Origin of the sequence: Cronobacter sp. JZ38, assembly GCF_008932145.1 — a bacterium.
Classification (GTDB): domain Bacteria; phylum Pseudomonadota; class Gammaproteobacteria; order Enterobacterales; family Enterobacteriaceae; genus Cronobacter; species Cronobacter muytjensii.
The window spans coordinates 102,595-126,469 of the sequence record NZ_CP017664.1 but is presented as its reverse complement, the minus strand read 5'-3'; the positions used below and the strand labels follow the sequence as shown (position 1 = coordinate 126,469).

The window sequence follows — 23,875 nt, the reverse complement described above, 5'->3', positions numbered from 1 at the left end:
GTTCAGAACCACTGGCCGAAACGGCGGATATAAAACCTTTTCATCAGCTGCGCGACCACGCAGTAGGCGAAGAGAATACCGACCAGCCACGGGAAATAACTCAGCGGCAGCGGCACCAGGCCAATCAGGTGTCCGAGCGGCGTAAACGGAATCGCCACGCCCACCGCCATCACGATAAACGTCGTGACCATTACCGGCAGCGCGGCGCGGCTCTGGATAAACGGGATCTTACGGGTACGCAGCATATGTACCACCAGCGTCTGCGACAGCAGCCCTTCCACAAACCAGCCGGACTGAAAGAGCGACTGCATCGCGGGCGTATTGGCCGCGAAGACAAACCACATCACCGCAAAGGTCGCGATATCAAACAATGACGACGTCGGGCCAATCCACAGCATAAAGCGTTTAATATTGGGCGCGTCCCATTGACGAGGCTTACGCAAAAACGCTTTATCCATGCGGTCCCACGGCAGGGAAAGCTGTGAAATATCGTACATCAGGTTCTGCACCAGCAGATGGAGCGCGAGCATCGGCAGAAACGGTAAAAACGCGCTGGCCACCAGCACCGAGAACACATTGCCGAAGTTTGAGCTGGCGGTCATGTTGAGGTATTTGATGATGTTGCCGAACGTCTCACGCCCGGTGATAACGCCCTGCTCCAGCACCATCAAATCTTTTTCCAGCAAAATGAGGTCCGACGATTCCTTCGCGATATCCGCCGCGCTGTCGACGGATATGCCCACATCCGCGTCGCGAAGCGCAGGCGCATCGTTAATGCCATCACCGAGAAAACCCACCGTGTGCCCGTTGCGCTGCAGCGCCTTCAGGATGCGCGCCTTTTGCAACGGCGTCAGCTTCGCGAAGATAGCGCAGCGCTCCACCGCGACAGCGAGCCGCGCCTCGTCCATCGTCGCAATCTGATCACCGGTCAGCACGACGCGGTTATCGAGCCCGACCTCCTCGCAGATGCGGGCCGTCACTACCGGGTTATCGCCGGTCAGCACTTTTACGGCCACGCCATACTCACGCAGCGCAACGATGGCTTTTGCGGCGCTCTCCTTCGGCGGATCGAGAAACGTCAGTACCCCCTCGATAATCAGCCCGCTTTCATCCGCCTGACAGAGCGGATGACGCAGGCCCTCTTCCGCAAGCGTCCGGGTCGCCACCACCAGCACCCGGAAGCCCTGGGCGTTGTACCGGCAGGTTAAACGCAGAAAGGCGTCGCGGCGCGCGGCGTCAAGCGCATACACGGCCTCGCCCTCGCGGATGTGCGTTGATATCAGCAGCATCTCCTCTACCGCGCCTTTGCAGATAAGCGTTTGCTGATGCTCCCCGTAGCGCTCCACCACCACCGAGACGCGACGACGCGCAAAATCAAACGGCAGCTCGTCAATTTTGAAATAGTTATCGCGCGGCGCAGTCGGCAGTTTCGCCTGTCCGGCCGCCAGCACCGCCCTGTCCATCAGGTTGGGCGTGCCGCTCAGGTTGACACTGTTCAGCCAGGCGAGCGAGAGCACCGCCAGGCTTTCCCGGCCATCGCAATCCAGATACTTTTCAAGGCAGACAGTATCCCGGGTAAGCGTGCCGGTTTTATCGGTACACAGCACATCCATCGCGCCGAAGTTCTGGATGGCGTTGAGACGTTTCACAATCACCTTGCGACGCGCCATCATGATCGCGCCTTTCGCCAGATTGGAGCTGACTATCATCGGCAGCATCTCCGGCGTCAGCCCGACCGCGACCGCCAGCGCGAAAAACGTCGCGTCTAACCAGTCGCCCTTGGTGAAACCGTTAATCAGCAGCACCACCGGCACCATGACCATCATAAAGCGGATCAGCAGCCAGCTGACGCTGTTCACACCCTTATCGAAGGCCGTCTGCGGGCGGTCGCCCGCGAGGGATTTCGCAAGCGAACCGAAGTAAGTTTCCGCGCCGGTCGCCACCACAACGCCGCGCGCGTGACCACTCGCCACACTGGTGCCCATCAGGCAGATATTGCCGCGGTCGAGCAGGCTGATGCCGGCGGCGGGCTGGTGCGCATGCGACGCACCTTTACTCTGGATATCGGCGGTAACGTCGTACTTCTCCACCGGCAGGGATTCGCCGCTCAGCATCGCCTGGCTGATAAACAGGTCACGCGATTCGAGCAGCCGGAGATCCGCGGGCACCAGGTCGCCTGCAGACAGAAACACGATATCGCCCGGCACGAGTGCTTCGACCGGGATCTCTTGTTTCTCGCCCTCTTCGTGTCGGGCGCTTCGCCGTAGTACGGTCGCCGTCGTGCGCACCAGCGCTTTCAGCGCCTGCGCCGCCTTGTTGGTGCGAAACTCCTGCCAGAAGCGCAGCAGGCCGCTTAACAGCACCATCGTCACGATGATCGTGACGCCGGTCAGATCGGTATCCTGCCCGGCACGCAGCGGATACCAGTAATCGGTGAAGAAACTAATGAGCGCAAGCGCCATCAGCACCAGGATAAATGGATTATTAAACGCCTGGAGCAACTGCACCGGCGCGGGCGGCGCTTTATCATGCGCCACTTCGTTGAGACCATACGTTTCCAGGCGCACGCGGGCCTCTTGCCCGGTTAACCCCCTTTCACTGCTGTCGAGCCGCGATAACGTCTGTTCCGGGCGTTCTGTGGACGCCGTTTCGATGCAGAAAAGCGCCGCTTTATTTTCAGCAGCCGTGTTCTGTTTTTTTTGAGTGAGCTTTGCCATACCGGCACCTGTATTTCAGGTCGCGGCGAAACGCGGTCACGTCCGCCGCAAAGGTTTTTAAAAGGCGCACGCCATTTCGCCTTTAAAAGAAAAGGCGTACGTAATGGGTATTAATAAAAATAAAGGAATTAGCGTAAAGGCGGAGGAAATAGCGCGGTGTGAAAGAAAAACATGGTTAAGCACTCCATAATAACAACAGGAATAAAAAGCTCGGGGTGCAATCAGAAAAAATGCGTTGCTGCCCGCCGTGAAAGGCAAACAGCGAGAGGGGTGTCGCGGGTTTGCCTGTTAGTAAAATCGGGTATCGCTGTTCAGGGTGAGATCTCCTTCTGGAATTTTCCCGCAGTATAATAGCGGGAGAGGCAAAGTAAACGCTTAACGCCCGATGGTTGACAGAGTGTTTAGAGTCATCAGTTTGTTATTAAAACCGACAGGCAAGCAGCCAAAATAATAATGGTGGGGGGAAAGATAAGTCGTATTTAAGGATGAATGTCGGCGCTGCCGCGGGATAATGTATTTAATGAGCGCTACGTTAATACGTAAAACGGCTTTCGTCAGGGGCGAAAGCCGTCGGTTGCGATATTACTCGTCGAAATACCAGTAGCCCTGATTCACCAGCGCGGTGAGCTCCTCAATAAATGCCGGATTGTCCAGCGCATCAACGAGTTCATTCTGGCCGAGCCTGGTATAACGACACAGCGCGTCTGCCGCGCGCGGGTCGACGGTTTCCAGCCGCTCGCTGTTGATAAAAAAGCGACCGCCGACGTTCAGCACCCGCAGCCCGCTCAGGCGCGACAGCGTTTCACCGTCTTTCAGCGCATCCCGTATCTCCTGCGCCGTGTACGGCGGCTCGGCGGCCGCGATATCCAGCTCATGGCGCGGCGTGGTCACAAACGTTCCGAACCACTGCTTAAAATCTTCCGGCTGGTTAATCATCGACAGCATCATGTCGCGAATACGGTCGAGCTCATCATCCTCGACGCGGCCCGGATGCTCGCGACAGGTGAGGTCGGGGTCGCTGTAGTGTTCGCCGCCCAGATCGTTTTCCAGGGCATAATCCGCAAAGCTGCTGATTAAATCGCGGCCATTTGGCCCGCGAAAGCCGACGGAGTAGTTCAGCGCCGTCTCATGCGTAAAGCCGTCATGCGGAAAGCCAGGCGGGATATAAAGGATATCGCCCGGCATCAGATCTTCATCAATGATCGGTTCGAACGGATCAACATGCAGCAGCGCCGGATGCGGGCAGAACTGACGCATCGGCAGTTTGTCGCCCACGCGCCAGCGACGGCGGCCCATTCCCTGAATAATAAACACGTCGTACTGATCGATATGCGGCCCCACGCCGCCGCCCGGCACGGAAAACGAAATCATTAAATCATCCAGCCGCCAGTCCGGCAGCACGCGGAAGGGACGCACCAGTTCAGCGGACGGCATATGCCAGTGGTTGACGGCCTGCGCCAGCAGCGACCAGCCCGTATCGCCAAGCCCGTCGAAATGTTCGAACGGGCCGTTGCTGGCGTGCCATTTGCCGTCGCTGTGGCTCACCAGACGGCTGTCGACCTCCGGCTCCATCGCCAGCCCCGCCAGCTCGTCTGGCGTTATCGGGTCAATAAAGTTCGCAAACGCCTGCTTCAGCACCACAGGTTTTTTCTGCCAGTATTCTTCTAAAAATTCCGGCCAGTTCAGATTGAGTTGGTACGCCATGTCATCACACCAGTGAAGGATTAAGGGCGTGATTATAAGAAGTCTCCCCGTCGCGCCGCCTTGTCATGGGTCAAGCGCGCCTGAGCATTACCCGCAAACGGAGTATTGAGGTATGATCAACCGTCATTTACCGCCGGAGGGCTTATGCATTATCTGCTGGAACTGATTGCCGATCTTCTGATTTACTGGCCGTTCAGCCGCACACCGGCTCAGGAGAAAAACACGATTACCGGGTTGAAATACCAGCCGCTCTTTACCGTTCCCTCGGACGATCCCCGCACGAAAAAGACTAAAAACAACCCGGCGGAGTAATTGCTTCGCCGCTACGCCGTACGCCGCTACGCCTCTAATTATCCCCGAAAACCCGCTTATATCGACCCATCGGCTTTACCCGCAGAATGTTACGCTGCGTAACAATCCAGATACTGTCCTCATTTTAGACCGGGTGAATGATGGCGCGTCGCGTTTCAGGGCTGCTGAAGGCAGTCTGTTTTTGCTTTGTTCTCGTCGTGCTGTTCGTCATCACGGTCTCCCCCGCCCGCGCGCTCTCCACCGCCTGTACGGCGCTGAATGCCGCAAGCCCGGCGAGCGCTGGCACCGGCAACCCGGACGCCTGCGCCGTTAACGCCGGTGAGAGCGTAACGCCCAATAAAAAACGGCGCGGGGCCTGAGCCCTGCGCCGCTGATGCGTGTGTGGCTATCGCGTTATGGCCGGCGGAACAGCGCGATGCTACGCCCTTCCAGCTCAAAATCCTTCTCTTTGGTAATAACAACCCCTTCGTTCGCGGTGTCTGAGGTGGTCAGCTCCAGCACCCACCCGCCTTCGCCAAACTGCGGAATGCGGAACGGCACGTTGCCTTCAAACGGGTTGAACAGCATCAGCACGTCGTGCCAGATCCCCTCTTCGGTCTCCAGATCGGGCCTGCCAATATAGACGCCCAGCGTCGAGCCTTCGTCCCACTGTTCCGGCTGCTGATAGCCCCCGCCCGCGTTGAACCACTCGATAACCATACCGTCACGCCAGTTTTCCCGGCGCAGCAGCGGCTGCTGCGCGCGCAGCTTAATTACACGACGGGTAAACTCGCGCAGCGCTTCGGCGCTCTCCGGCAGGTTTTCCCAGTGCACCCAGGAGATCTCGCTGTCCTGACAATAGCCGTTGTTGTTGCCCATCTGGCTGCGGCCAAATTCATCGCCCGCCAGCAGCATTGGCGTACCGTGAGAGAACAGGAGCGTGGCGAGGAAGTTGCGTTTCTGACGCTCGCGCACCGCATTAATGCCTTCATCATCCGTCGGCCCTTCAGCGCCGTAGTTGTATGAGCGGTTATCGTTATGACCGTCGTTATTGTCCTCGCCGTTGTCCTCGTTGTGTTTACTGTTGTAGGACACCAGATCGTTAAGCGTGAAGCCGTCGTGCGCGGTAATAAAATTCACGCTCGCCCACGGCCTGCGCCCGCGCTGATCGTAGAGGTCGCCGGAGCCGAGCAGGCGCGCGGCGAAATCGGTCGAAACGTTATCGCCCTTCCAGTATTCGCGCACCGTATCGCGGTATTTGTCGTTCCACTCCGCCCAGCCCGGCGGGAAGCCGCCCACCTGATAGCCGCCGGGGCCGATGTCCCACGGCTCGCCGATAAGCTTCACCTTCGAGAGCACCGGGTCCTGCATGATGGCGTCGAAAAAGCCGCCACGCTGGTCGAAGCCCTCCGGCTCGCGCCCGAGGATAGTGCCGAGATCGAAGCGAAAACCGTCGATATGCATCGATTCCGCCCAGTAACGCAGGGAATCCATCACCATCTGCAACACGCGCGGATGCGAAGTGTTCACTGTGTTGCCGGTACCGGTATCGTTGATGTAGTAACGGTGCTGATCCGGCATGGTACGGTAGTAAGAGAAGTTGTCGATGCCTTTAAAAGAGAGCGTCGGGCCAAGCTCGTTCCCTTCCGCGGTGTGGTTGTAGACCACATCCAGGATAACCTCGATACCGGCGTCATGGTAGGCGCGCACCATATCGCGGAACCCCTGGATGCCGCGCGGGCCGAAATAGCGCGAGGCAGGCGCGAAAAAGCCCAGCGTGTTATAGCCCCAGAAGTTTTTCAGGCCCTTGTCGAGCAGGTGCTGATCGTCCGGGAACCAGTGTACCGGCAGCAGTTCGACAGAAGTAATGCCGAGGCTCTTGATGTAATCCACCGTCGCCTTGTGCGCCATGCCGTCGTAGGTGCCGCGCAGCTCCGGCGGCACCGCCGGGTTGAGCTGCGTGAAACCTTTGACGTGCGTCTCATAGACCACCGCATGTGGCCAGACGATGGAAGGCCGTTTCTGATCCTGCCAGTCGAACTCGTTCGGATCGATAACGCGGCACTTCGGCATATACGGCGCGCTGTCGCGCTCATCAAACGTCAGGTCTTTATCTTCATGCAGCAGATCGTAGGCAAAATGCGCCTCATTCCACTCGATATTTCCGGCGAGCTCGCGCGCGTACGGGTCAACCAGCAGTTTGTTCGGGTTGAAGCGGTGACCGTTTTCCGGATCGTACGGCCCGTGCACGCGATAGCCATACAGCGCGCCCGGTTGCAGGCCCGGCACATAGCCATGCCATATTTCATGCGTGTATTCCGGCAGCGTCAGCCGGGCGATTTCGTTTTTGCCGCTCGGATCGTAGAGGCAGAGCTCGACGCGCTCTGCGTGCGCCGAGAAAATCGCGAAGTTCACCCCCTCGCCGTCATAGTTCGCGCCGAGGGGATAACTGCATCCCGCCGTGATTTCAAAAGCCTTACCGTTTGACATATTTCCCTCTCCATCCAGGCCGTAAATTTTCAGGACTACCACGATTCATGATGTTTATTCGCATGGAATCAGTCGGTTATCAGGATCACGGACGAGCAGCCGTCGGCGGTCTCCAGGTTTATCTGATCGGTCAGATTAATCGTCTCGCCGGTCAGTACATTACGCCAGCGACGCTGAGCCAGCGTCGGCGGCAGGGCGATATGCGTGTCGTGCCAGCGGGCGCTGGCCGGCAGCGAGGCGCTCTCATACAGCGCGGTGAACATCAGCCGGGGCGCGATGACAATCAGCGCGTCGTCGCCGTGCGTGCGGGCATACGCAATCACGTTAGTGTCGAACTCGCCTTCGGCGTGCAGCGGCAGATAGTCGCCGTGGCGGAACAGCGCCGGATTCTGCTGGCGCAGGCGCAGCACGCGGGCGATAAGATGCTGTTTAAGCCGTCCGCTGAGCCAGTCCTGCGGCGTGGCGGCGAGATTCGCCTGCGGCGCCAGCATGCTGTCGAGCGCGATAAAGTCCGGCTCGCGGCGGTTATCCGGGTCCACCAGGCTGAAATTAAGCGCTTCGCTGCCCTGATAGATATCCGGCACGCCCGGCGCGGTCAGCTTAAGCGCCGTCTGGGTGAGGCTGTTGACCAGACCCGCACGGATAAACGGTTGCAGCGCGTCGTGGAAATCGTTCAGGAAATCCTGATTATCCGGCGACAGCAGATGGCTGGCGTAATCCAGTACCGCTTTTTCATAGGCATCGTTAGTATCCGCCCAGTCGGTACGCAGTTTGGCTTCGCGTAACGCCTTCTCAACGAACCCCAGAAAGCGTTCTTCCAGCGCTTTCAGGCCCGCTTCATCATCCGGTTTCAGCGTGGCGGGCCAGACGCCCGCCAGCGCCTGATAGAGCATCCAGGTATCGACGCCCTTCGGCGCGGTGCCGTCATTAAGAAACACCACTTTAGTCTGGTTGAGCTGACGCCAGCGGGCGACGCATTCTGCATAAAACAGCGGCGCTTCGGTCAGCGCATAGAGCCTGGCGCGCGCATCTTCACCACGTTTGGTGTCATGGGTTGACGTGCTGGTAAGCGCGTCCGGCTGATGTTGCAGGCGCAGTTTCATCTCTTTATGAAAGCGATCCGCAGAGTAGGTGCGCGGCAGCGGCTCGGCGCCTACTTCGTTCAGCGCGAGCTGCATGTGCTGGCGGAAAAACAGCGTGTCTTCCACCGATTTCGCCATCAGCGGACCGGTCAGTTGTTGAAAACGGGTGCGGAATGTGGCGGCGTCGGCGTGCGAGGCCGGCGAAAGCTTCCCGGCGAGCAGATCGACGAGAAAACCGAGCGCAGCCGGGTCCGGCGCATGCTCGCCCGCCTGGATTTTACCCGTCACTTTTTGCAACAGCGCGCTGTCGGCGGGCGTCAGCCCCTGTGCGGTGCCATAGGTGCGATAGACCGGGAACGCCACCAGCAATTCGCGCAGCGCGCCGCGCAGCAGCGGTTCTTCCAGCGTCACGCCTTCCGCCTGCGCGATACCGGCGGCGAGCCGCAGCAGCGTGGTGAATTCGCCTTCGAAATTGCGGTCAGCCATCAGCAGCTTGGCATCGCGCAGCTCGGCGCGCATATCCACTTCCTGGCCGACCACCTCGTGATACGCCTTGCTGAGATCGTCGAGCTTCGCGTCATCCACCAGCACATCCGAGAGCGCGGCGATAAATTCATAGCCGGTCGTGCCGGAAATTGGCCAGTCCTGCGGGATCTGCTCGCCTTTGCCGAGGATTTTCTCAACGGTGATATAGCAATCCGGCCCGGCTTTTTCACGCAACCGCTCCAGATACGCTTTCGGATCGGCAAGTCCGTCCACATGATCCACCCGCAGCCCGTCCACCGCGCCGGAATGCACCAGGTCGAGGATCAGCCGGTGGCAGTCGTCAAATACCGCTTCATCTTCAACACGCACGCCCGCAAGGCCGGTGATTTCAAAGAAACGGCGATACGAGAGCGATCGTGGCGCGTCGCGCCAGGAAATCAACTGGTAAGGCTGGCGGTCATGCAGCGCAGCGATGGCCTGTTTATCGGTGATGGCCAGCACGTCGGCCTCGCGTCCCTGCCAGGTCTCGGGGTTCAGTGGGTAATAGCTTTCGTAATAGGCCAGTGCCGGTTTACCGGTGTTCGGATCTGGTTTAACGCTGATTTCGCCATTTTCCAGCACAGTTTCAAACGTATCGCCGAGGAATGGCAGCGTCAGACGGCGTGACCAGTCGATATCGAAATGGCGCGCGTAACGGCTCTTTTCGCCGTGTTCAATCACATCGCGCCACCACGGGTTTTCAAGCGAGGCCGCCATGTGGTTCGGCACGATATCCAGGATAAGCCCCAGCCCGGCGTCTTTCAGAGCCTTGACCATCCGGTCGAAGCCTTCGCGCCCGCCGATAGCAGGCTCGATCTCGTTCGCGTCCGTAACGTCATAGCCGTGGGTGGAGCCTGTGGTGGCGGTAAACACCGGCGAGGCGTAAAGATGGCTGATGCCGAGCCGCTTCAGGTACGGTACCAGGCCCGCCGCGCGGTCAAAGGTCATACCGTTGCGAAACTGAATGCGGTACGTCGAGGTTGGGATGCTCATTACGCGTCTCCTTTCGCGAGGCGGACATGAATGCTGTCAGGTGGCAGAGCGTCGCTTGTCTGCGGCCAGGCGAACAGCGTATCGCCCGGCAGATCCGGCAGTGGACGCGGGCTATCGCCAATATTCAGCGCCAGCGACAGCGTGCCTTTCGGGAAGCGCCAGCTGACCGCCACAAAACCCGGCGCAGTCTCCACGACCTGGCCGCAGTGACCGCCCGCATTGGCGAGCAGCGGCACGATATGCTCGCGCCGCAGCGCCAGCAGTTCGCGGGTGAGCGCAAGCCACGCTTTACCCTCTTCGCTGTCCGGCTTCTGCCAGTCGAGTTTTGACATCTCGAAGGTCTGTTGCGCGTTCGGGTCCGGCACGCTGTCGCCTTCCCAGTCGCCGTGGCCCTCAAATTCGCGCGCGCGCCCTTCGCGTACGGCTTTCGCCAGCTCGCCATGGAAATCGGTAAAGAACAGGAACGGGTTAGTTTCACCGTACTCTTCGCCCATAAACAGCAGCGGAATATGCGGCGACAGCAGCAGCGTGGCGAGCAGCGCTTTGGTGCGATCGCGGCCTGCCAGTTCAGTCAGCCGTTCGCCCCAGGCGCGGTTGCCGACCTGGTCATGGTTCTGGATGAAATCGACGAACGCGACCGGCGGCTGGCCGGTGCTGTCAACGCCGCGCGCCTCGCCGCTCTGGGGCGACACCTCCCCCTGGTACGCAAAGCCTTCCGCCAGCACGCGGGCGACGCGTTTTTCCGGCTCGTCGGCGAAATCCTGGTAATAGGCGTGCGTTTCGCCGGTAGCCAATACATGAATGGCGTTATGGAAATCGTCATTCCACTCGCCGGTAAAGAGAGGCGCGCTGCCGTCCGGGTTACGCGGATGCAGGAAAATCACATTACGGCTGTCTTCCGTGGTGAGATGCGCGGGCCGGTCGGTTATCTCTGCGCGGATGCGCTCGGCGATCTCAATCAGCGCATGTTTCGGCGAAGTGTCTTCAATCTGATCGATGGCGTCAAAACGCAGGCCATCGAGGCGGTATTCTTTGAGCCAGTAAAGCGGCGCTTCCACGATATAGCGGCGCGCGGCGTCAACATCATAGGCAATGCCGTTGCCCCACGGCGTCATGCGCTCTTTGTGGAAGAAATCGGGGGCCAGCAGCGGCAGATAGTTGCCTTCCGGGCCGAAATGGTTGAGCACGATATCCAGCACGACTGAAAGCCCGTGTCCGTGGGCGGCATCGATAAACGCTCTGAAATCATCCGGCGTGCCGTAGGCCGCGTGCGGCGCATAGAGCAGGACGCCGTCGTAACCCCAGCCGCGGTTGCCGCCAAACTGCGACACCGGCAGCACTTCCAGCATGGTGACGCCAAGCTGCGCCAGATAGGGCAGCTTTTCAATGGCTGCGCGAAAGGTGCCTTCCGGCGTAAAAGTGCCGATATGCATCTCATACACGACCGTCTCTTCCCACGGACGGCCCTGCCAGTCAGTGTTTTTCCACTGATACGCCTGCGGGTCGACAACCAGCGACGGGCCGTTGACGTCCGCCTTCTGGGCGCGCGACGCCGGGTCCGGCACCGTCATACCGTCTGCCAGCACGAAGCAGTATTCGGTGCCAGGCGCGACGCCCGGCACGACCCGTTCAAACCAGCCATCGCCCGCCGGCGTCATTGCACTGTCCTGGCCGGCGAGCCGGAGCGTAACGCACTGTTGGCCCGTCGCCCAGAGACGAAAGCGAACGGCGCCGTCCGCCACATATTCGCTACCCCAACTTTTCAGGAATCTTGACTCCATTCTGTTACCTCGTTTAATCCAGAAGTGAGCAGTGGCGCGATCGCGCAATTTCCGCTCCCGCGGCGCGCCTCAGGAACGTTAACGTGTAAGCATGATCCGGGTGCCGCAGCGGGCCGGTAGTGCGCAGGACGCTTGTGTGAAAGCGAGTTCCTGCCGGGGAGATGTCACGATGTTCTGAATGTCCCGGCCCTGGCGGCATACGTGAACAATCATAGACCATTCCCGGAGAAGTGCCGGGAAGCGCGACGGAGCGCGTCAGGAATGCAAAAGGCGATGCCGCGTGCGACACGGCATCGGATGAGGCGTCAGGCGCTCACGAGGCGCGCGCACTGCTGGCGCATGCCGTCGAAGATCTGGCCGGCCAGCGCAGACGGAAAGCCTGTCGGGAGCGCATCCTCCACACGGGCGATCGCGGCCGGCGTCGCGGCGATAAGCTCGTCAATCATCTCTGTCACCTGGGCAGGCGACAGCCCGACAAGCTCGCCCTGGCGCAGCCAGTGACGGCGGCGGATCTGGCTCAGGTGGTAATAGTTGCTGCTGCCGCGCACCGCCATCGCAAGTTTGCACTTCTGCCAGGCAATCTGGTGATTGCCGGGGCCGATGACCGGCCAGGCGGAGAGCACGTCGTAGAGCGGCGTCAGGTGATAGCGGTTGCCGGGCAGATGGGCGATGCTGAAGTTTTTGGCGTGACCATCAGTGGCCGCGAGGATCCAGAAGATAATCTGGGCGCGAAAAAAGTGGGCGCGGTCGGCCTGCGCATGTTCAGAGCGGCTCAGGACAGTCATGATATCGCCGATGCCCGGCCCGCCATCGGTCTGATATTTACGCAGCGGCGAGACGCCGATCGCCTGGCACATGTCCTCCTGCGGGAGGCGCAGCCACCACTTTTTATCACCCGACAGCCGCCTGTCGAAACGCTCAACGATCAGCGCTTTTTGCTCTTCGAACTGCGCCATCTGCGTGCGCGCGACCGGAATGCCGTACGCGTCCAGCAGCACCGAGCAGAGCCATTCGTTTTCAATGGAGGTGCGCATATCCGCCTGCATGTTGCCCACCAGCCCCAGGGGGAGCTTGAAAATATGCGTGGTGGGCGTATTGCCCTCAGGCAGGCACCATTGCCCGTCGTGCCACAGCAGCGCGGTTTTCTCCTGCGCGCCGGCGATGGAGAGCCGCAGTTCCTCGTCGCTACCGTGTTGACCGGGAAAAGACGCAGCGGTGTGGCGCAGCATCGCGGCGATATCCACTGTAGAGAGCGGTCGCGCGCGAATGGTATACAGCCCTTCCGGCGCTTCACCGTCGCGCAGCAGCTGGATTGCCCCGACGCAGTCGCGTCCGAGCTCCGCCAGCAGATCGAACGGTTCCAGGCTTTGCGCCCGGTAGCGCGTCGCCAGACGCCGCCGGATGCCTTCGCTGTCCGGCAACAGGTTATCGAAGTAATCGCGTACCCGCGCGCCGCGGTACGGCTGATTGCCGGGCGTGAACGGCAACGACAGCGAGAGCGGCCTGCCCTGCGCGTCATGGATCCAGTCCGGAAGGTAGTGCAGCCGGTCCTCGCCGTTATGTTTATCCCAGTAACCGACCGGGATGCCGTTCATCCAGAGCGCCAGGCGCGGCGTGCGGCGCATCGTCACCACGCCTCGCGACGGGCGGGCGAGTCGTCGCGCGCGGTGGTCTCACGCTCTGATGTGGCCTGCGTTTCGCTGAGCGCGATTTCAATACCGAGCACGTTAAACACCCGGAACAGACGCTCAATGCTGGCTGTGGCCGGGTTAGCCTCCAGGCGGGCGTAGGTCTGCTGCGTCACGCCGAGCCGTTCAGACACCTCTTTCTGGGTCAGCCCCTGATTTTTACGAAAGCCCACCAGCAGCGGGCGCAACTGGCTGAGCGTCTTCAGTGGATATACCGTGTTCATGCTTTGATCCGCACCTTCAGAAACAAACGATAAGCTGTATTGGCTATTTTACACCCTTCAGGCTGTAACAGGCAAATACAGCGTTAAGGATGTTAAAAAGGGAATACAGCCTTAACGTTGTATCACGAGACAGGACAGGCGGCATCAGACATGGCTTTTGCCGCGCGCCCAGTACGCCATAAAGCTGGCGCGGGCCGGATCGAGCTGGCGCTCGCGCGTCAGGTAATGACGCAGCCGTTTTACCGCGCCGGATTCCGCCGCCACCCAGGCGCGAAAGGCCCCTGCCCCGTCGGCGCGCTGCCAGATAAGCGCGTCGTCGTCGCTCTCCTCCTGCGCCTCCTGGTCGGTGGCAAGCGCGCACGCCGGAAGCGCGGCGGCCGCTCTGACCGCTGCCAGCAGCCGCTCGCCATGCGCGGCATGCGCGTCCCGCGCCAGCCAGTGGATATCGGCGAAAGGATAGCGCAGGGGCTGTACGTCCTGCGCCAGCGGCACTTCGAGAAACGCCTGTACCCGGGGCGGCGCTGGCTGACGGGCGAGCTGTTCGAGAATACCGAGCGCGGCGGGCAACGCCGTTTCATCGGCCACTAAAAGCGCCTCGCGCAGCGCGTCGCCGGCAGCCCACTCATAGCCGCCGCTGTCGCCGAGGAAATTACCGTCCGGCGCGACGATTTGCAGCGCATCGCCGGGTTTTGCGTGCGTCGCCCAGCGTGACGCCGGCCCGGTGTCGCCGTGCAACACAAATTCCACGTCCATTTCGCACGCCGTCCGGCGCAGCTCGCGCAGCGTATAAGTGCGCATGAAAGGCCGTTGCTCGCGCGGCAGCGCCAGATAATCCTGATACCAGTTGTCGCTCACCGGCAATGACGCGGTTTCGCCCTCAGACCTGGCAAAAAGCAGCTTGATGCGCTGATCGGGCGCCTCATGTTTCATGTGCGCCACGTCCGGGCCGGTGAACACACAGCGCAACAGCGACGGCGTGACAGCGACGCGACGGCGCAGCGTCACATTAAAAATACGGTAACTGGCGGTCATTCGGTGGACTCCTGCGGCGCCGCGCGGCGCCATACGATGACGCTGAACAGTAAAAACAGCGCAGCAATGAGAAAGGCGGCGGCGATAAGTCTCTGTTCGCCAAACCAGAGCGATATTACAGGCACCAGCAGCGCGCTGGCCCCGTAGCCGAGCGTGTGGCTGGTGGCGATGACGCCCGCGCCTTTGCCGGTGGTGAGCCTGTCGTTAAGCAGCACCTGATAGCCCGGCGTCGCCATCGCCGCGCCGAAAGCGGTGACGGCGATCCCGGCGTAAAAGGTCAGCAGCCCCGGCAGGATCATCAGCAGCAGACCGACGGCCATCAGCCCCGCCGCGCTCAGCAGCAGGGCGCGCGGCGAAAGCCGCTGCGGACGCACGACCAGAAACTGCGCCAGCAGCGTGCTGGCCGCGGCAAGGCTTAATAACAGCGCCACGTGGTGGCTTACTTTGCTGATATCGCCCTGAAACAGCGGGCGCAGATGCGGCGAGAGGCCAAGCTGCATCAGGCTGACAGCGGCCGCCAGCAGCAGCGCGAGCGCAAGAAAAGGAAACATATCGGGGCGCAGCCGCGCCGACTGGTGCGCCACCGGCGCGAGCGGCGGATCGTTATGCTGGCGCGCGACCAGCAGCAGCGCAATAAACGGCGCCAGCGCCATCAGCCAGAGTGGCATCTGCGGGTGAAGACTGAGCGCGGCGGCGGCGAGCGGCGGACCGATTAAACGTCCGCAGCTCAGCCCCGAACTGACCGAGGCGAGCGCCGCGAGCCGGTTTTCCATGCCTGCCCGCTGCATCGCCCAGGTCTGGGCGGCAGGCACCATGCCGGAAACCGTCAGGCCATACAGTGCGCGGGAGAACACCAGACCGGCAAGCCCAAAGGACGCGCCGACCAGCCCGCGCGCCATGGCCCAGACGACCAGCGCCATTACGGCAAAACTCGCCAGATAGCCGCCGAGCGCGGCGACCACCACAAATTTACAGCCGCGAATTTCCGTCTGTCGTCCCCACCAGGGCGAGCCTGGCAGAAACAGCATTGATCCAAACATCAGCAGCCCGGCCCAGACGGAGAGCGACAGCCCCGTCATCTGCACCAGTTGCGGCAGCACTACCAGTAAACCATTCTGCCCGATCCCGAGCAGACCCGCGCACAGCGCCAGCGGCCAGAGCGAAGAGCCTGTGCGACGGGCGTGTACAGCGTGAGAAGAAGCATCCATAAGCGGGTAAATATATTGTCAATAAATGTGAGGGAATTATGAAATTAATGAAAACAAATATTGCAAAAATAGTTGCCAGTGTAAATAGAATCCCTATCATAACGATAATCATTATCAACAAAGGATATGTTTGTTATGGTTTCCCTGCCCCGCCCCGCCGCAACCGACGTCGCGGCTCAGTGTTTTCTCAACGCCCTGCTGCGTGAAACCCGGGACTGGCAACTGCTCCCCGGCACATCGCCTCAGGAACCGGCGCAGATCCATTATCCCCTTTCTGACACGCAGGCGATCCGCATCCCGCTGCGCTATTTTTCCCCGACGCAACACCATCAGTACCTGTTTCCGGCGCAACTGGTGGCAAGCGACAACGATCGCTGCGAAGCGATTGATTTTGCGCGTCTGGTGGATCTGATTCTGGCGAAGCCCTCTGTGAGAGGCGAACTGGCTGACGAGGTGCTGGAGCGTTTCGCGCGGCGCGTACAGGAAAGCCATCGTCATACCTGGCAGGCTATTGAATTACGTCATGACTGGAACACACTGCGCGCGCAGCCGTTGAATTTCGCAGAGGCCGAACAGGCGCTGCTGGTGGGCCACGCCTTTCATCCGGCGCCGAAATCCCACGAGCCGTTTGATGAAACCGAAGCCCGCCGTTACCTGCCGGATTTCGCGCCCCGTTTTCCGCTGCGCTGGTTCGCGGTGAATAAAACGCATGTGGCGGGCGAGAGCCTGGCGCTGGATCTGCGTACACGTCTGCTGCGCTTCGCCGCACAGAGCGCGCCGGCGCTGCTTGAGCACTTTACCGATACGCGCTGGCTGGTGCCGATGCACCCGTGGCAGGCGGCGTATCTGCTGGAACAGCCGTGGTGTCAGCAACTGGTGGAGCGCGGCGACCTGACCGATCTCGGCGAGGCGGGCGCGCGCTGGCTGCCGACCAGCTCGTCGCGTTCGCTCTACAGCGAAACCAATAACGACATGATCAAATTTTCGCTCAGCGTGCGCCTGACCAACTCGGTGCGCACGCTGTCGGTGAAAGAAGTCAAACGCGGCATGCGTCTGGCGCGCCTGGCGCAGACCAGCCGCTGGCAAGCCCTGCAGGCCCGTTACCCGACGATGCGCGTCATGCAGGAGGATGGCTGGGCGGGGTTGCGCGACGCGCAGGGACAGATCCAGGAAGAGAGCCTGATGGCGCTGCGCGTCAATCTGCTGTTCGACACGCCACAAACCCAGACCAATGTGCTGGTGAGCCTGACGCAGGCCGCGCCGGACGGCGGCGACAGCCTGCTGGCCTCGGCGGTGCGTCGTCTGAGCCACCGCCTCAACCTGCCGCCGGAGCAGGCGGCGCGCTGCTGGGTGCAGGCGTACTGCGACCGCGTGCTGCTGCCGCTGTTCAGCGCCGAAGCCGACTACGGCCTGGTGTTGCTCGCGCATCAGCAAAATATCCTCGTCGAGATGCAGCAGGATCTGCCGGTGGGCCTTATCTACCGCGACTGCCAGGGCAGCGGCTTTACGGATGGCGCGATGCTGTGGCTGGCGGAAGCTGGTGAGCCAGAGGCGGAAAACCGCTTCAGCGAAGCGCAACTGCTGCGCTACTTCCCGTATTACCTGCTGGTGAACTCCACGCTTGCGGTCACCGCCGCGCTGGGCGCCGCCGGGTTCGACAGCGAAGAAAACCTGATGACGCTTGTGCGTGACGCGCTAGCCCGCCTGCGCACCTCGGCCCGCGACACCCGCTGCCTCGATTACGTGCTGGAGAGCCGCCACTGGAATTGTAAAGGTAATTTCTTCTGTTATCTGCACGACCACAATGAAAACACCATCGCCGATCCGGCGGTCATCTACTTCAACTTCGCTAATCCGTTCGCAGGGAGCACGCATGATGCCTGAAGCCAGCATTGTTCATGACGGTTACGGTTTTCGCTGTTCGCGGCTGGAGATGGCGTTGCCGCTGGCACTCGGGCTGGATGGCAGCGCCGTACTGAATCATCCGGGTACGCTGCCGGAAGGCTGGCTCGCCGCCGCGCTCGATCAGCTGTTTGTTGCCGCCCCCACACTTACCGGCGTCACGCTGCCGTGGGCGCAGTGGCGCGACGAGCCGCAGGCGCAGGCGCTGTTTGACGCGGTGCAGTGTGACTATCTGGCCCGCGACGCGTTCTGGCAGCTGCCGCTGTGGCTGCGCGGCGAGCGAGCGCCCGCCCGCCCCGGCATGCAGTTTGACGACGCGCGCCAGCTCGCATTCCCGGCGCGCCCGCCGCGGCCGCAAGGAGAGGTGTATCGTCGCTACGATCCGCAAATTAAACGCACGCTCAGTTTCCGGGTCGCCGATGTGGCGCTGGATGCGGAACGGTTTACCCGCTGGATGAACGCGCCGCGCGTCAACGCCTTCTGGGAGATGGCCGGCCCGCAGGCGGAGCAGGAGAATTATTTGCGTAAGCAGCTCGACTCCACTTACTGCTATCCGCTCATCGGCTGCTTCGATGACGAGCCGTTCGGCTATTTTGAGATCTACTGGGCGGCGGAAGATCGCATTGGTCGTCACTACCGCTGGCAGCCGTTCGATCGCGGCCTGCATATGCTGGTGGGCGAGGAGCAATGGCGTGGCGCGCCCTTTATCCGCAGCTGGCTGCGCGGCCTGAGCCACTATCTGTGGCTCGATGAGCCGCGCACGCAGCGCCTCGTCGCGGAGCCGCGCTTCGATAACCAGCGCCTGTTCCGCCACCTGCCGGTCGCCGGTTTCGATACCGTTAAAGAGTTCGATTTCCCGCACAAGCGCTCGCGTCTGGTGATGAGCCAGCGCAGCCGTTTCTTCAGCGAGGTGGGCTTATGATGCTGCAACGCTGGGAGCGGGTGAACCGCGAGATGGTGGCGAAAATCCTCGCCGAGCTGGAGTATGAACGCACGCTGACGGCGCAGGAGACAGAAACGAACCGCTGGGCCATCGCGCTCGGCGATGAAACCTGGACGTTTGACGCAAAGCGCGGTATCTGGGGCTGGCTGCATATCGACCCGGCGACGCTTGAAAACGACAGCGCAAGCCAGGTGGAAGCCGAAAGCGCCCTGCGCCAGCTGGCCGTGGTGCTGAAGATGAGCGACGCGCAGACGGCGGAACATCTGGAAGATCTTTACGCCACGCTGCGCGGCGACCTGCAATTGCTGGAAGCGCGTGCGGATTTAAGCGCCGACGCGCTTATCGATATGGATCCGGACGAGCTCCAGTGTCTGATGTCGGGCCACCCAAAATTCATCTTCAATAAAGGCCGGCGCGGCTGGGGGCTGGATGCGCTGAAAGCTTACGCGCCGGAATACCGTGGTCGTTTTCGCCTGCACTGGGTCGCGGTACGCCGTGACCTGATGGTCTGGAGCAGCGACGCCGACTGCGACATTAATAACCTGCTGGCAAGCGCGATGGACGATGCCGAGCGCATGCGCTTTAACCGCTACTGGCAGGCGCTGCATCTTGATGATCGCTGGCTACCAGTGCCGCTGCACCCGTGGCAGTGGCAGCAGAAGATTGCCCTGCATTTCCTGCCGCAGCTGGCGCGCGGCGAAATTATCGACCTCGGCGAGTTTGGCGACGAGTACATCGCCCAGCAGTCGCTGCGCACGCTCACGAACGTCAGCCGCCGCGCGCCGTTTGATATCAAGCTGCCGCTGACCATTTATAACACCTCCTGTTACCGCGGCATTCCGGGCAAATATATCGCCGCCGGGCCGCTCGCCTCACGCTGGCTGCAACGGCAGTTCGCCCACGATAAAACGCTGCTGGCTACCGGCGCGCAGATCCTTGGCGAGCCTGCCGCGGGTTATGTCTCGCACACCGGTTACGCCGCGCTGAAAACCGCGCCGTATCGCTATCAGGAGATGTTTGGCGTTATCTGGCGCGAGAACCCGTCCTGCTGGTTGCAGGAGGGCGAACAGGCGGTGCTGATGGCGGCGCTGATGGAAACCGACAACGCAGGGCGCCCGCTGATTGACGCCTGGATTGCGCGTTCCGGTCTGAGCGCCGAGGCCTGGCTGACACAGCTCTTCCGCGCTGTCGTGATCCCGTTTTATCACTTGCTGTGCCGCTATGGCGTGGCGCTGATTGCCCACGGCCAGAACGTGACGCTGGTGATGAAAGGCCATGTGCCGCAGCGCATCCTGCTGAAGGATTTCCAGGGCGATATGCGTCTGGTCGATGACAAGTTCCCGGAGATGGAGAGCCTGCCGGAGCCGGTGAAAGCCGTTACCGCGCGACTTAGCGCCGACTACATTATTCACGATTTACAGACCGGGCACTTCGTGACCGTGCTGCGTTTCGTCTCGCGCCTGACCGAGCAGTGCGGCGTCAGTGAAACCCGCTTCTACCAGCTGCTGGCTGACGTGCTGCAAAATTATATGGCCGCCCACCCGGAAATGGCGGCACGCTTCGCGCAGTTTGATCTGTTTAAACCGCAAATCATCCGCGTGGTGCTGAACCCGGTCAAACTCACTTTCTCAGAGCATGACGGCGGCAGCCGCATGTTGCCCAACTACCTCACCGATCTTGATAACCCGCTGTATCTGGTCACCAGGGAGACCGCATCATGAAAACGTACGATTTCATCGGCATTGGCATCGGCCCGTTTAATCTCAGCATCGCCGCGCTTGCCGAAGGGCTTGACGGCTTCAGCTCGCTGTTCCTTGAACGCAAACCGCACTTCTCCTGGCATCCGGGCATGATGGTGCCGGACTGTCATATGCAGACCAGTTTCCTGAAAGATCTGGTCAGCGCCGTGGAGCCGACCAACCGCTACAGTTTTCTGAACTACCTGGTGCAGCGCAAAAAGTTCTACCGCTTCCTGACGACCGAGCAGCGTACCGTCTCGCGCGAAGAGTTCGCCGATTATCTGTGCTGGGCCGCAGAGAGCCTGAGCAATCTCGCCTTCAGCCAGCAGGTGCAACAGGTGAGCTTTAATGAGGCGGCCGGGTTGTTTGAAGTGGTGACGCAGCGCGATCGCTTCCTGGCGCGCCACGTCTGCATGGGGATCGGCAAGCAGATCAACCTGCCCGACTGCGTGCACACCCAGAGCGACCAGTGCTTCCACGCGAGCGAAATGATGCTGCGCACGCCGTCGCTTGCCGGTAAGCGCGTGACCGTGGTAGGCGGCGGCCAGAGCGGCGCCGATCTGTTCCTGAATATTTTCCGCGGCGAATGGGGCCAGCCTGCGGCGCTGAACTGGGTGTCACGCCGCAACAATTACAATGCGCTCGATGAGGCCGCGTTTGCGAACGAGTATTTCACGCCGGAATATCTGGAAAGCTTCGCGCAGCTTGATGAAAAGACGCGCTGCGCGCTGCTCGCCGAACAGAAGATGACCTCTGACGGCGTGACGTCTGAATCGCTGCTGGCTATCTATCGCGCGATGTATCACCGCTTTGAGGTGCTGCGCGAAAAACCCTGGGCGCATCTGCTGCCGTCACGGTCAGTCACGCGTGTCGCCCAGCAGGGGCAGGGCCAGCGACTGACGCTGCGCCATCACCTCGACGGCGGCGAAGAGTCGCTGGACGCCGACGTGGTGATTTTCGCCACCGGCTACCGCCCTGCCCAGCCGGCGTTTCTTGCCCCGCTGGCGCACCGTCTGGAACTGGATGCGCGGGAAGGCTTCCGGGTCAACACCGATTTCACGCTGGCGTGGAACGGCCCCGCCACGAATCATCTTTTTGCCGTTAATGCCGGGATGCACAGCCTCGGCATTGCGGAACCCCAGCTCAGCCTGATGGCCTGGCGGGCGGCGCGCATTCTGAATGTGGCGCACCCTGACGAGCCGTTTGAACTGAGCACCACGCCTGGCGTGATCCACTGGCGCTCCCGGCCAGAGCGGGAAGCGCGCCAGGTTTCTCAACCTGTAAAAAGCACTGACTACTAACACACTCTCAGGAACACCATAACAATGAAGCGTCCTTATCTTTGGGTTTTGAATCCTTGTTTGCTTGCCATGCTTTCCGCCTCCGCCTGGGGGGCGCCGCAGAAAGAAGAGACGCTGGTGGTCGCCGCCAGCCGTACCGGACACAGCGCTGCGGATATGGCACAGACCACGTGGGTCATTGAACAGGCTGATATTGAGCAGCAGGTTCAGGGCGGTAAAGAGTTAAAAGAAGTGCTGGCGCAGCTGATCCCCGGCATGGACGTCAGCAGCCAGGGGCGTACTAATTACGGCATGAACATGCGAGGCCGCTCCATGATGGTGATGGTGGACGGCGTGCGTCTGAATTCTTCACGTATCGACAGCCGCCAGCTGGACTCCATCGATCCTTTTAACATTGAGCGCATCGAAGTGATCTCCGGCGCGACGTCCCTGTACGGCGGCGGCAGCACCGGCGGCCTGATTAACATCGTGACTAAAAAAGGCCAGCCGGAGACGCAGGTTGAGTTCCAGACGGGGACCAAAACCGGCTTTAACAGCCATAACGATCATGACGAAAACGTGGCGGCAGCCGTGAGCGGCGGCAACGATAACGCGTCGGGCCGCCTCTCTGTTGCGTACCAGCGCTACGGCGGCTGGTATGACGGCAATGGCAAAGAAGTCATTATCGATAACACCCAGACCGGCCTGCAGTATTCCGACCGCCTGGATGTAATGGGTACCGGCACGCTGAATATTGATAACCACCAGCAGTTGCAGCTCACTACCCAGTACTATAAGAGCCAGGCCGACGGCAAACATGGCCTGTTCCTGGGTGAGGATTTCTCCGCCGTGACGGGCGGCAGCACCGCCTATAACAAAGGCAACCTGGATTCCGATCGTCTGCCCGGTACAGAGCGTCATCTGATTAATCTGCAGTATACGAATACCGATGCGTGGGGTCAGGAACTGGTCGCGCAGATCTATTATCGCGATGAAAACCTGACGTTTTACCCCTTCCCGACGCTTAACGCCGCCCGTACAAACGTCACCGCGATTGGCGCCTCGCAGCAGAAAACCGATTTCTGGGGCGGCAAGCTGACGGTAAACAGCAAACCACTGGATGCCCTCACTCTTACGTATGGCGTTGATGCCGAGCATGAAACCTTCGATGCTAACCAGCAGTTTTTTGACAGAGATAAAGCGGCCGCCAGCGGCGGTATGAAGCTGGATAATGCCTATAACGTTGGCCGTTATGCCAGTTACAGCGTCACCAACTTCGCTCCGTTCCTGCAGACCAGTTATGATCTGAATGACGCCATCACCTTAAGCGGCGGCGTGCGTTATCAGTACACCAAAAACAAGGTGGACGATTTTGTCGGTTACAGCCAGCAGCAGGGGATTGCGACCGGTAAAGCGACCTCTGCCGATGCGATTCCGGGCGGCTCTACCGATTACAAAAACTTCCTCTTTAACGCGGGCATTCTGGGTCGCCTGAGTGAACGCCAGCAGGTATGGTTTAACTACTCGCAAGGCTACGATCTGCCGGATGTCGCGAAATACTACGGCACTGGCACCTATCGACTTGAGAACGGTCATTATCGCCTGCTGAAAAGCGTCAACATTAATGACTCAAAAATTGAAGGCATTAAAGTTAACTCTTATGAGCTGGGCTGGCGTTACACCGGTGATAATCTGCGTACGCAGGTCGCGGCATACTACTCGCTGTCGGATAAAACGACCGATATCAACGACGATATGACCATCTACCTCAAAGATGACAAGAGACGGGTTTATGGCGTGGAAGGCCAGGTGGATTATTTCTTCAGTGACAGCGACTGGAGTACCGGCGCGAACTTTAACGCGATCAAATCGCAGACGCGTGTAGATGGCGGCTGGAAAAAGCTCTCCGTGGATGACGCCAGCCCCTCGAAAGCCAGCGCGTGGGTGAGCTGGGCGCCGGATAACTGGACGCTGCGCCTGCAAAGCACCCAGACGTTCGATATCTCTGATGAAGAAGGTAAGAGAATCGACGGCTATAACACCATGGACTTCCTTGGCAGCTATACCCTGCCGGTCGGTAAGATTGGCTTCAGCATCGAAAACCTGCTGGATGAAGACTACACCACCGTATGGGGACAGCGTGCGCCGGGGCTCTACAGCCCGGCCTATGGCTCGCCAGATCTCTATACCTATAAAGGTCGCGGCCGTACGTTTGGGGTAAACTACTCCGTGCTGTTCTGACAGCCGCAACATGCGAAAAAGGCCGCCGGGAGCGG

Annotated in this window: 16 protein-coding genes; 7 read left to right on the top strand and 9 right to left on the bottom strand. The window is 60.5% G+C overall.

The window, feature by feature from the left end; genetic code table 11:
• Positions 1–2: 2 nt before the first annotated feature.
• Positions 3–2,717 (bottom strand): magnesium-translocating P-type ATPase, encoded by a 2,715-nt coding sequence (mgtA, locus tag BJP61_RS21470; protein WP_171999710.1) that lies wholly within the window; start codon positions 2,715–2,717, stop codon positions 3–5.
• Positions 2,718–3,299: 582 nt separating this feature from the next.
• A complete protein-coding gene (locus tag BJP61_RS21465; protein WP_171999708.1) occupies positions 3,300–4,421 on the bottom strand; it encodes a cupin domain-containing protein in 1,122 nt (373 codons plus the stop codon).
• 144 nt (positions 4,422–4,565) lie between these two features.
• Here BJP61_RS21465 and BJP61_RS21460 point away from each other — a divergent pair, with 144 nt between their 5' ends.
• Both BJP61_RS21460 and BJP61_RS21455 read left to right on the top strand, forming a co-directional pair.
• Complete coding sequence (locus tag BJP61_RS21460) at positions 4,566–4,733, top strand: hypothetical protein (protein WP_165688862.1); 168 nt, start codon at positions 4,566–4,568, stop codon at positions 4,731–4,733.
• A 137-nt stretch (positions 4,734–4,870) separates the two neighbouring features.
• The gene (locus BJP61_RS21455) at positions 4,871–5,092 is read left to right on the top strand and encodes a hypothetical protein (protein ID WP_255485546.1); all 222 of its coding nucleotides are present in this window, start codon (positions 4,871–4,873) and stop codon (positions 5,090–5,092) included.
• Positions 5,093–5,126: 34 nt separating this feature from the next.
• On the opposite strand, the gene glgX is transcribed toward BJP61_RS21455, so the two are convergent.
• The 7 genes from glgX to BJP61_RS21420 all read right to left on the bottom strand — a co-directional run bounded on the left by glgX (position 5,127) and on the right by BJP61_RS21420 (position 15,735).
• Entirely contained in the window at positions 5,127–7,202 is a 2,076-nt protein-coding gene (gene glgX / locus BJP61_RS21450) for a glycogen debranching protein GlgX (RefSeq protein ID WP_161580776.1), read from the bottom strand.
• A 68-nt stretch (positions 7,203–7,270) separates the two neighbouring features.
• Positions 7,271–9,802, bottom strand: coding sequence for a malto-oligosyltrehalose synthase (gene treY, locus BJP61_RS21445; RefSeq protein WP_171999707.1), 2,532 nt, complete (start codon positions 9,800–9,802; stop codon positions 7,271–7,273).
• On the bottom strand, positions 9,802–11,583 hold the full coding sequence (treZ, locus tag BJP61_RS21440; RefSeq protein WP_171999705.1) for a malto-oligosyltrehalose trehalohydrolase: 1,782 nt from the start codon (positions 11,581–11,583) through the stop codon (positions 9,802–9,804). The genes treY and treZ overlap by 1 nt, the downstream gene beginning before the upstream one ends.
• 305 nt (positions 11,584–11,888) lie before the next feature.
• Positions 11,889–13,208 carry a type II toxin-antitoxin system HipA family toxin gene (locus BJP61_RS21435; RefSeq protein ID WP_171999703.1) on the bottom strand — a complete coding sequence of 440 codons (1,320 nt, stop codon included), beginning with the start codon at positions 13,206–13,208 and terminating at the stop codon, positions 11,889–11,891.
• Between the two features lie 2 nt (positions 13,209–13,210).
• The gene (locus BJP61_RS21430) at positions 13,211–13,495 is read right to left on the bottom strand and encodes a helix-turn-helix transcriptional regulator (protein ID WP_171999700.1); all 285 of its coding nucleotides are present in this window, start codon (positions 13,493–13,495) and stop codon (positions 13,211–13,213) included.
• 144 nt (positions 13,496–13,639) lie between these two features.
• The gene (locus BJP61_RS21425) at positions 13,640–14,527 is read right to left on the bottom strand and encodes a siderophore-interacting protein (protein ID WP_171999698.1); all 888 of its coding nucleotides are present in this window, start codon (positions 14,525–14,527) and stop codon (positions 13,640–13,642) included.
• Positions 14,524–15,735, bottom strand: coding sequence for an MFS transporter (locus BJP61_RS21420; RefSeq protein WP_171999696.1), 1,212 nt, complete (start codon positions 15,733–15,735; stop codon positions 14,524–14,526). Before BJP61_RS21420 ends, BJP61_RS21425 begins: the two co-directional genes overlap by 4 nt.
• 135 nt (positions 15,736–15,870) lie before the next feature.
• Here BJP61_RS21420 and BJP61_RS21415 point away from each other — a divergent pair, with 135 nt between their 5' ends.
• Genes BJP61_RS21415 through BJP61_RS21395 form a run of 5 tightly spaced genes read left to right on the top strand, consistent with a single transcriptional unit; the run spans position 15,871 to position 23,840 of the window.
• Positions 15,871–17,619 (top strand): IucA/IucC family protein, encoded by a 1,749-nt coding sequence (locus tag BJP61_RS21415; RefSeq protein WP_171999694.1) that lies wholly within the window; start codon positions 15,871–15,873, stop codon positions 17,617–17,619.
• Entirely contained in the window at positions 17,612–18,559 is a 948-nt protein-coding gene (locus tag BJP61_RS21410; protein ID WP_171999753.1) for a GNAT family N-acetyltransferase, read from the top strand. The genes BJP61_RS21415 and BJP61_RS21410 overlap by 8 nt, the downstream gene beginning before the upstream one ends.
• A complete protein-coding gene (gene iucC, locus BJP61_RS21405; protein WP_275940625.1) occupies positions 18,559–20,301 on the top strand; it encodes an aerobactin synthase IucC in 1,743 nt (580 codons plus the stop codon). The genes BJP61_RS21410 and iucC overlap by 1 nt, the downstream gene beginning before the upstream one ends.
• The gene (locus BJP61_RS21400) at positions 20,298–21,620 is read left to right on the top strand and encodes a SidA/IucD/PvdA family monooxygenase (RefSeq protein ID WP_075192630.1); all 1,323 of its coding nucleotides are present in this window, start codon (positions 20,298–20,300) and stop codon (positions 21,618–21,620) included. Before iucC ends, BJP61_RS21400 begins: the two co-directional genes overlap by 4 nt.
• 24 nt (positions 21,621–21,644) lie before the next feature.
• The gene (locus BJP61_RS21395) at positions 21,645–23,840 is read left to right on the top strand and encodes a TonB-dependent siderophore receptor (protein WP_171999690.1); all 2,196 of its coding nucleotides are present in this window, start codon (positions 21,645–21,647) and stop codon (positions 23,838–23,840) included.
• The last annotated feature ends 35 nt before the right edge of the window (positions 23,841–23,875 follow it).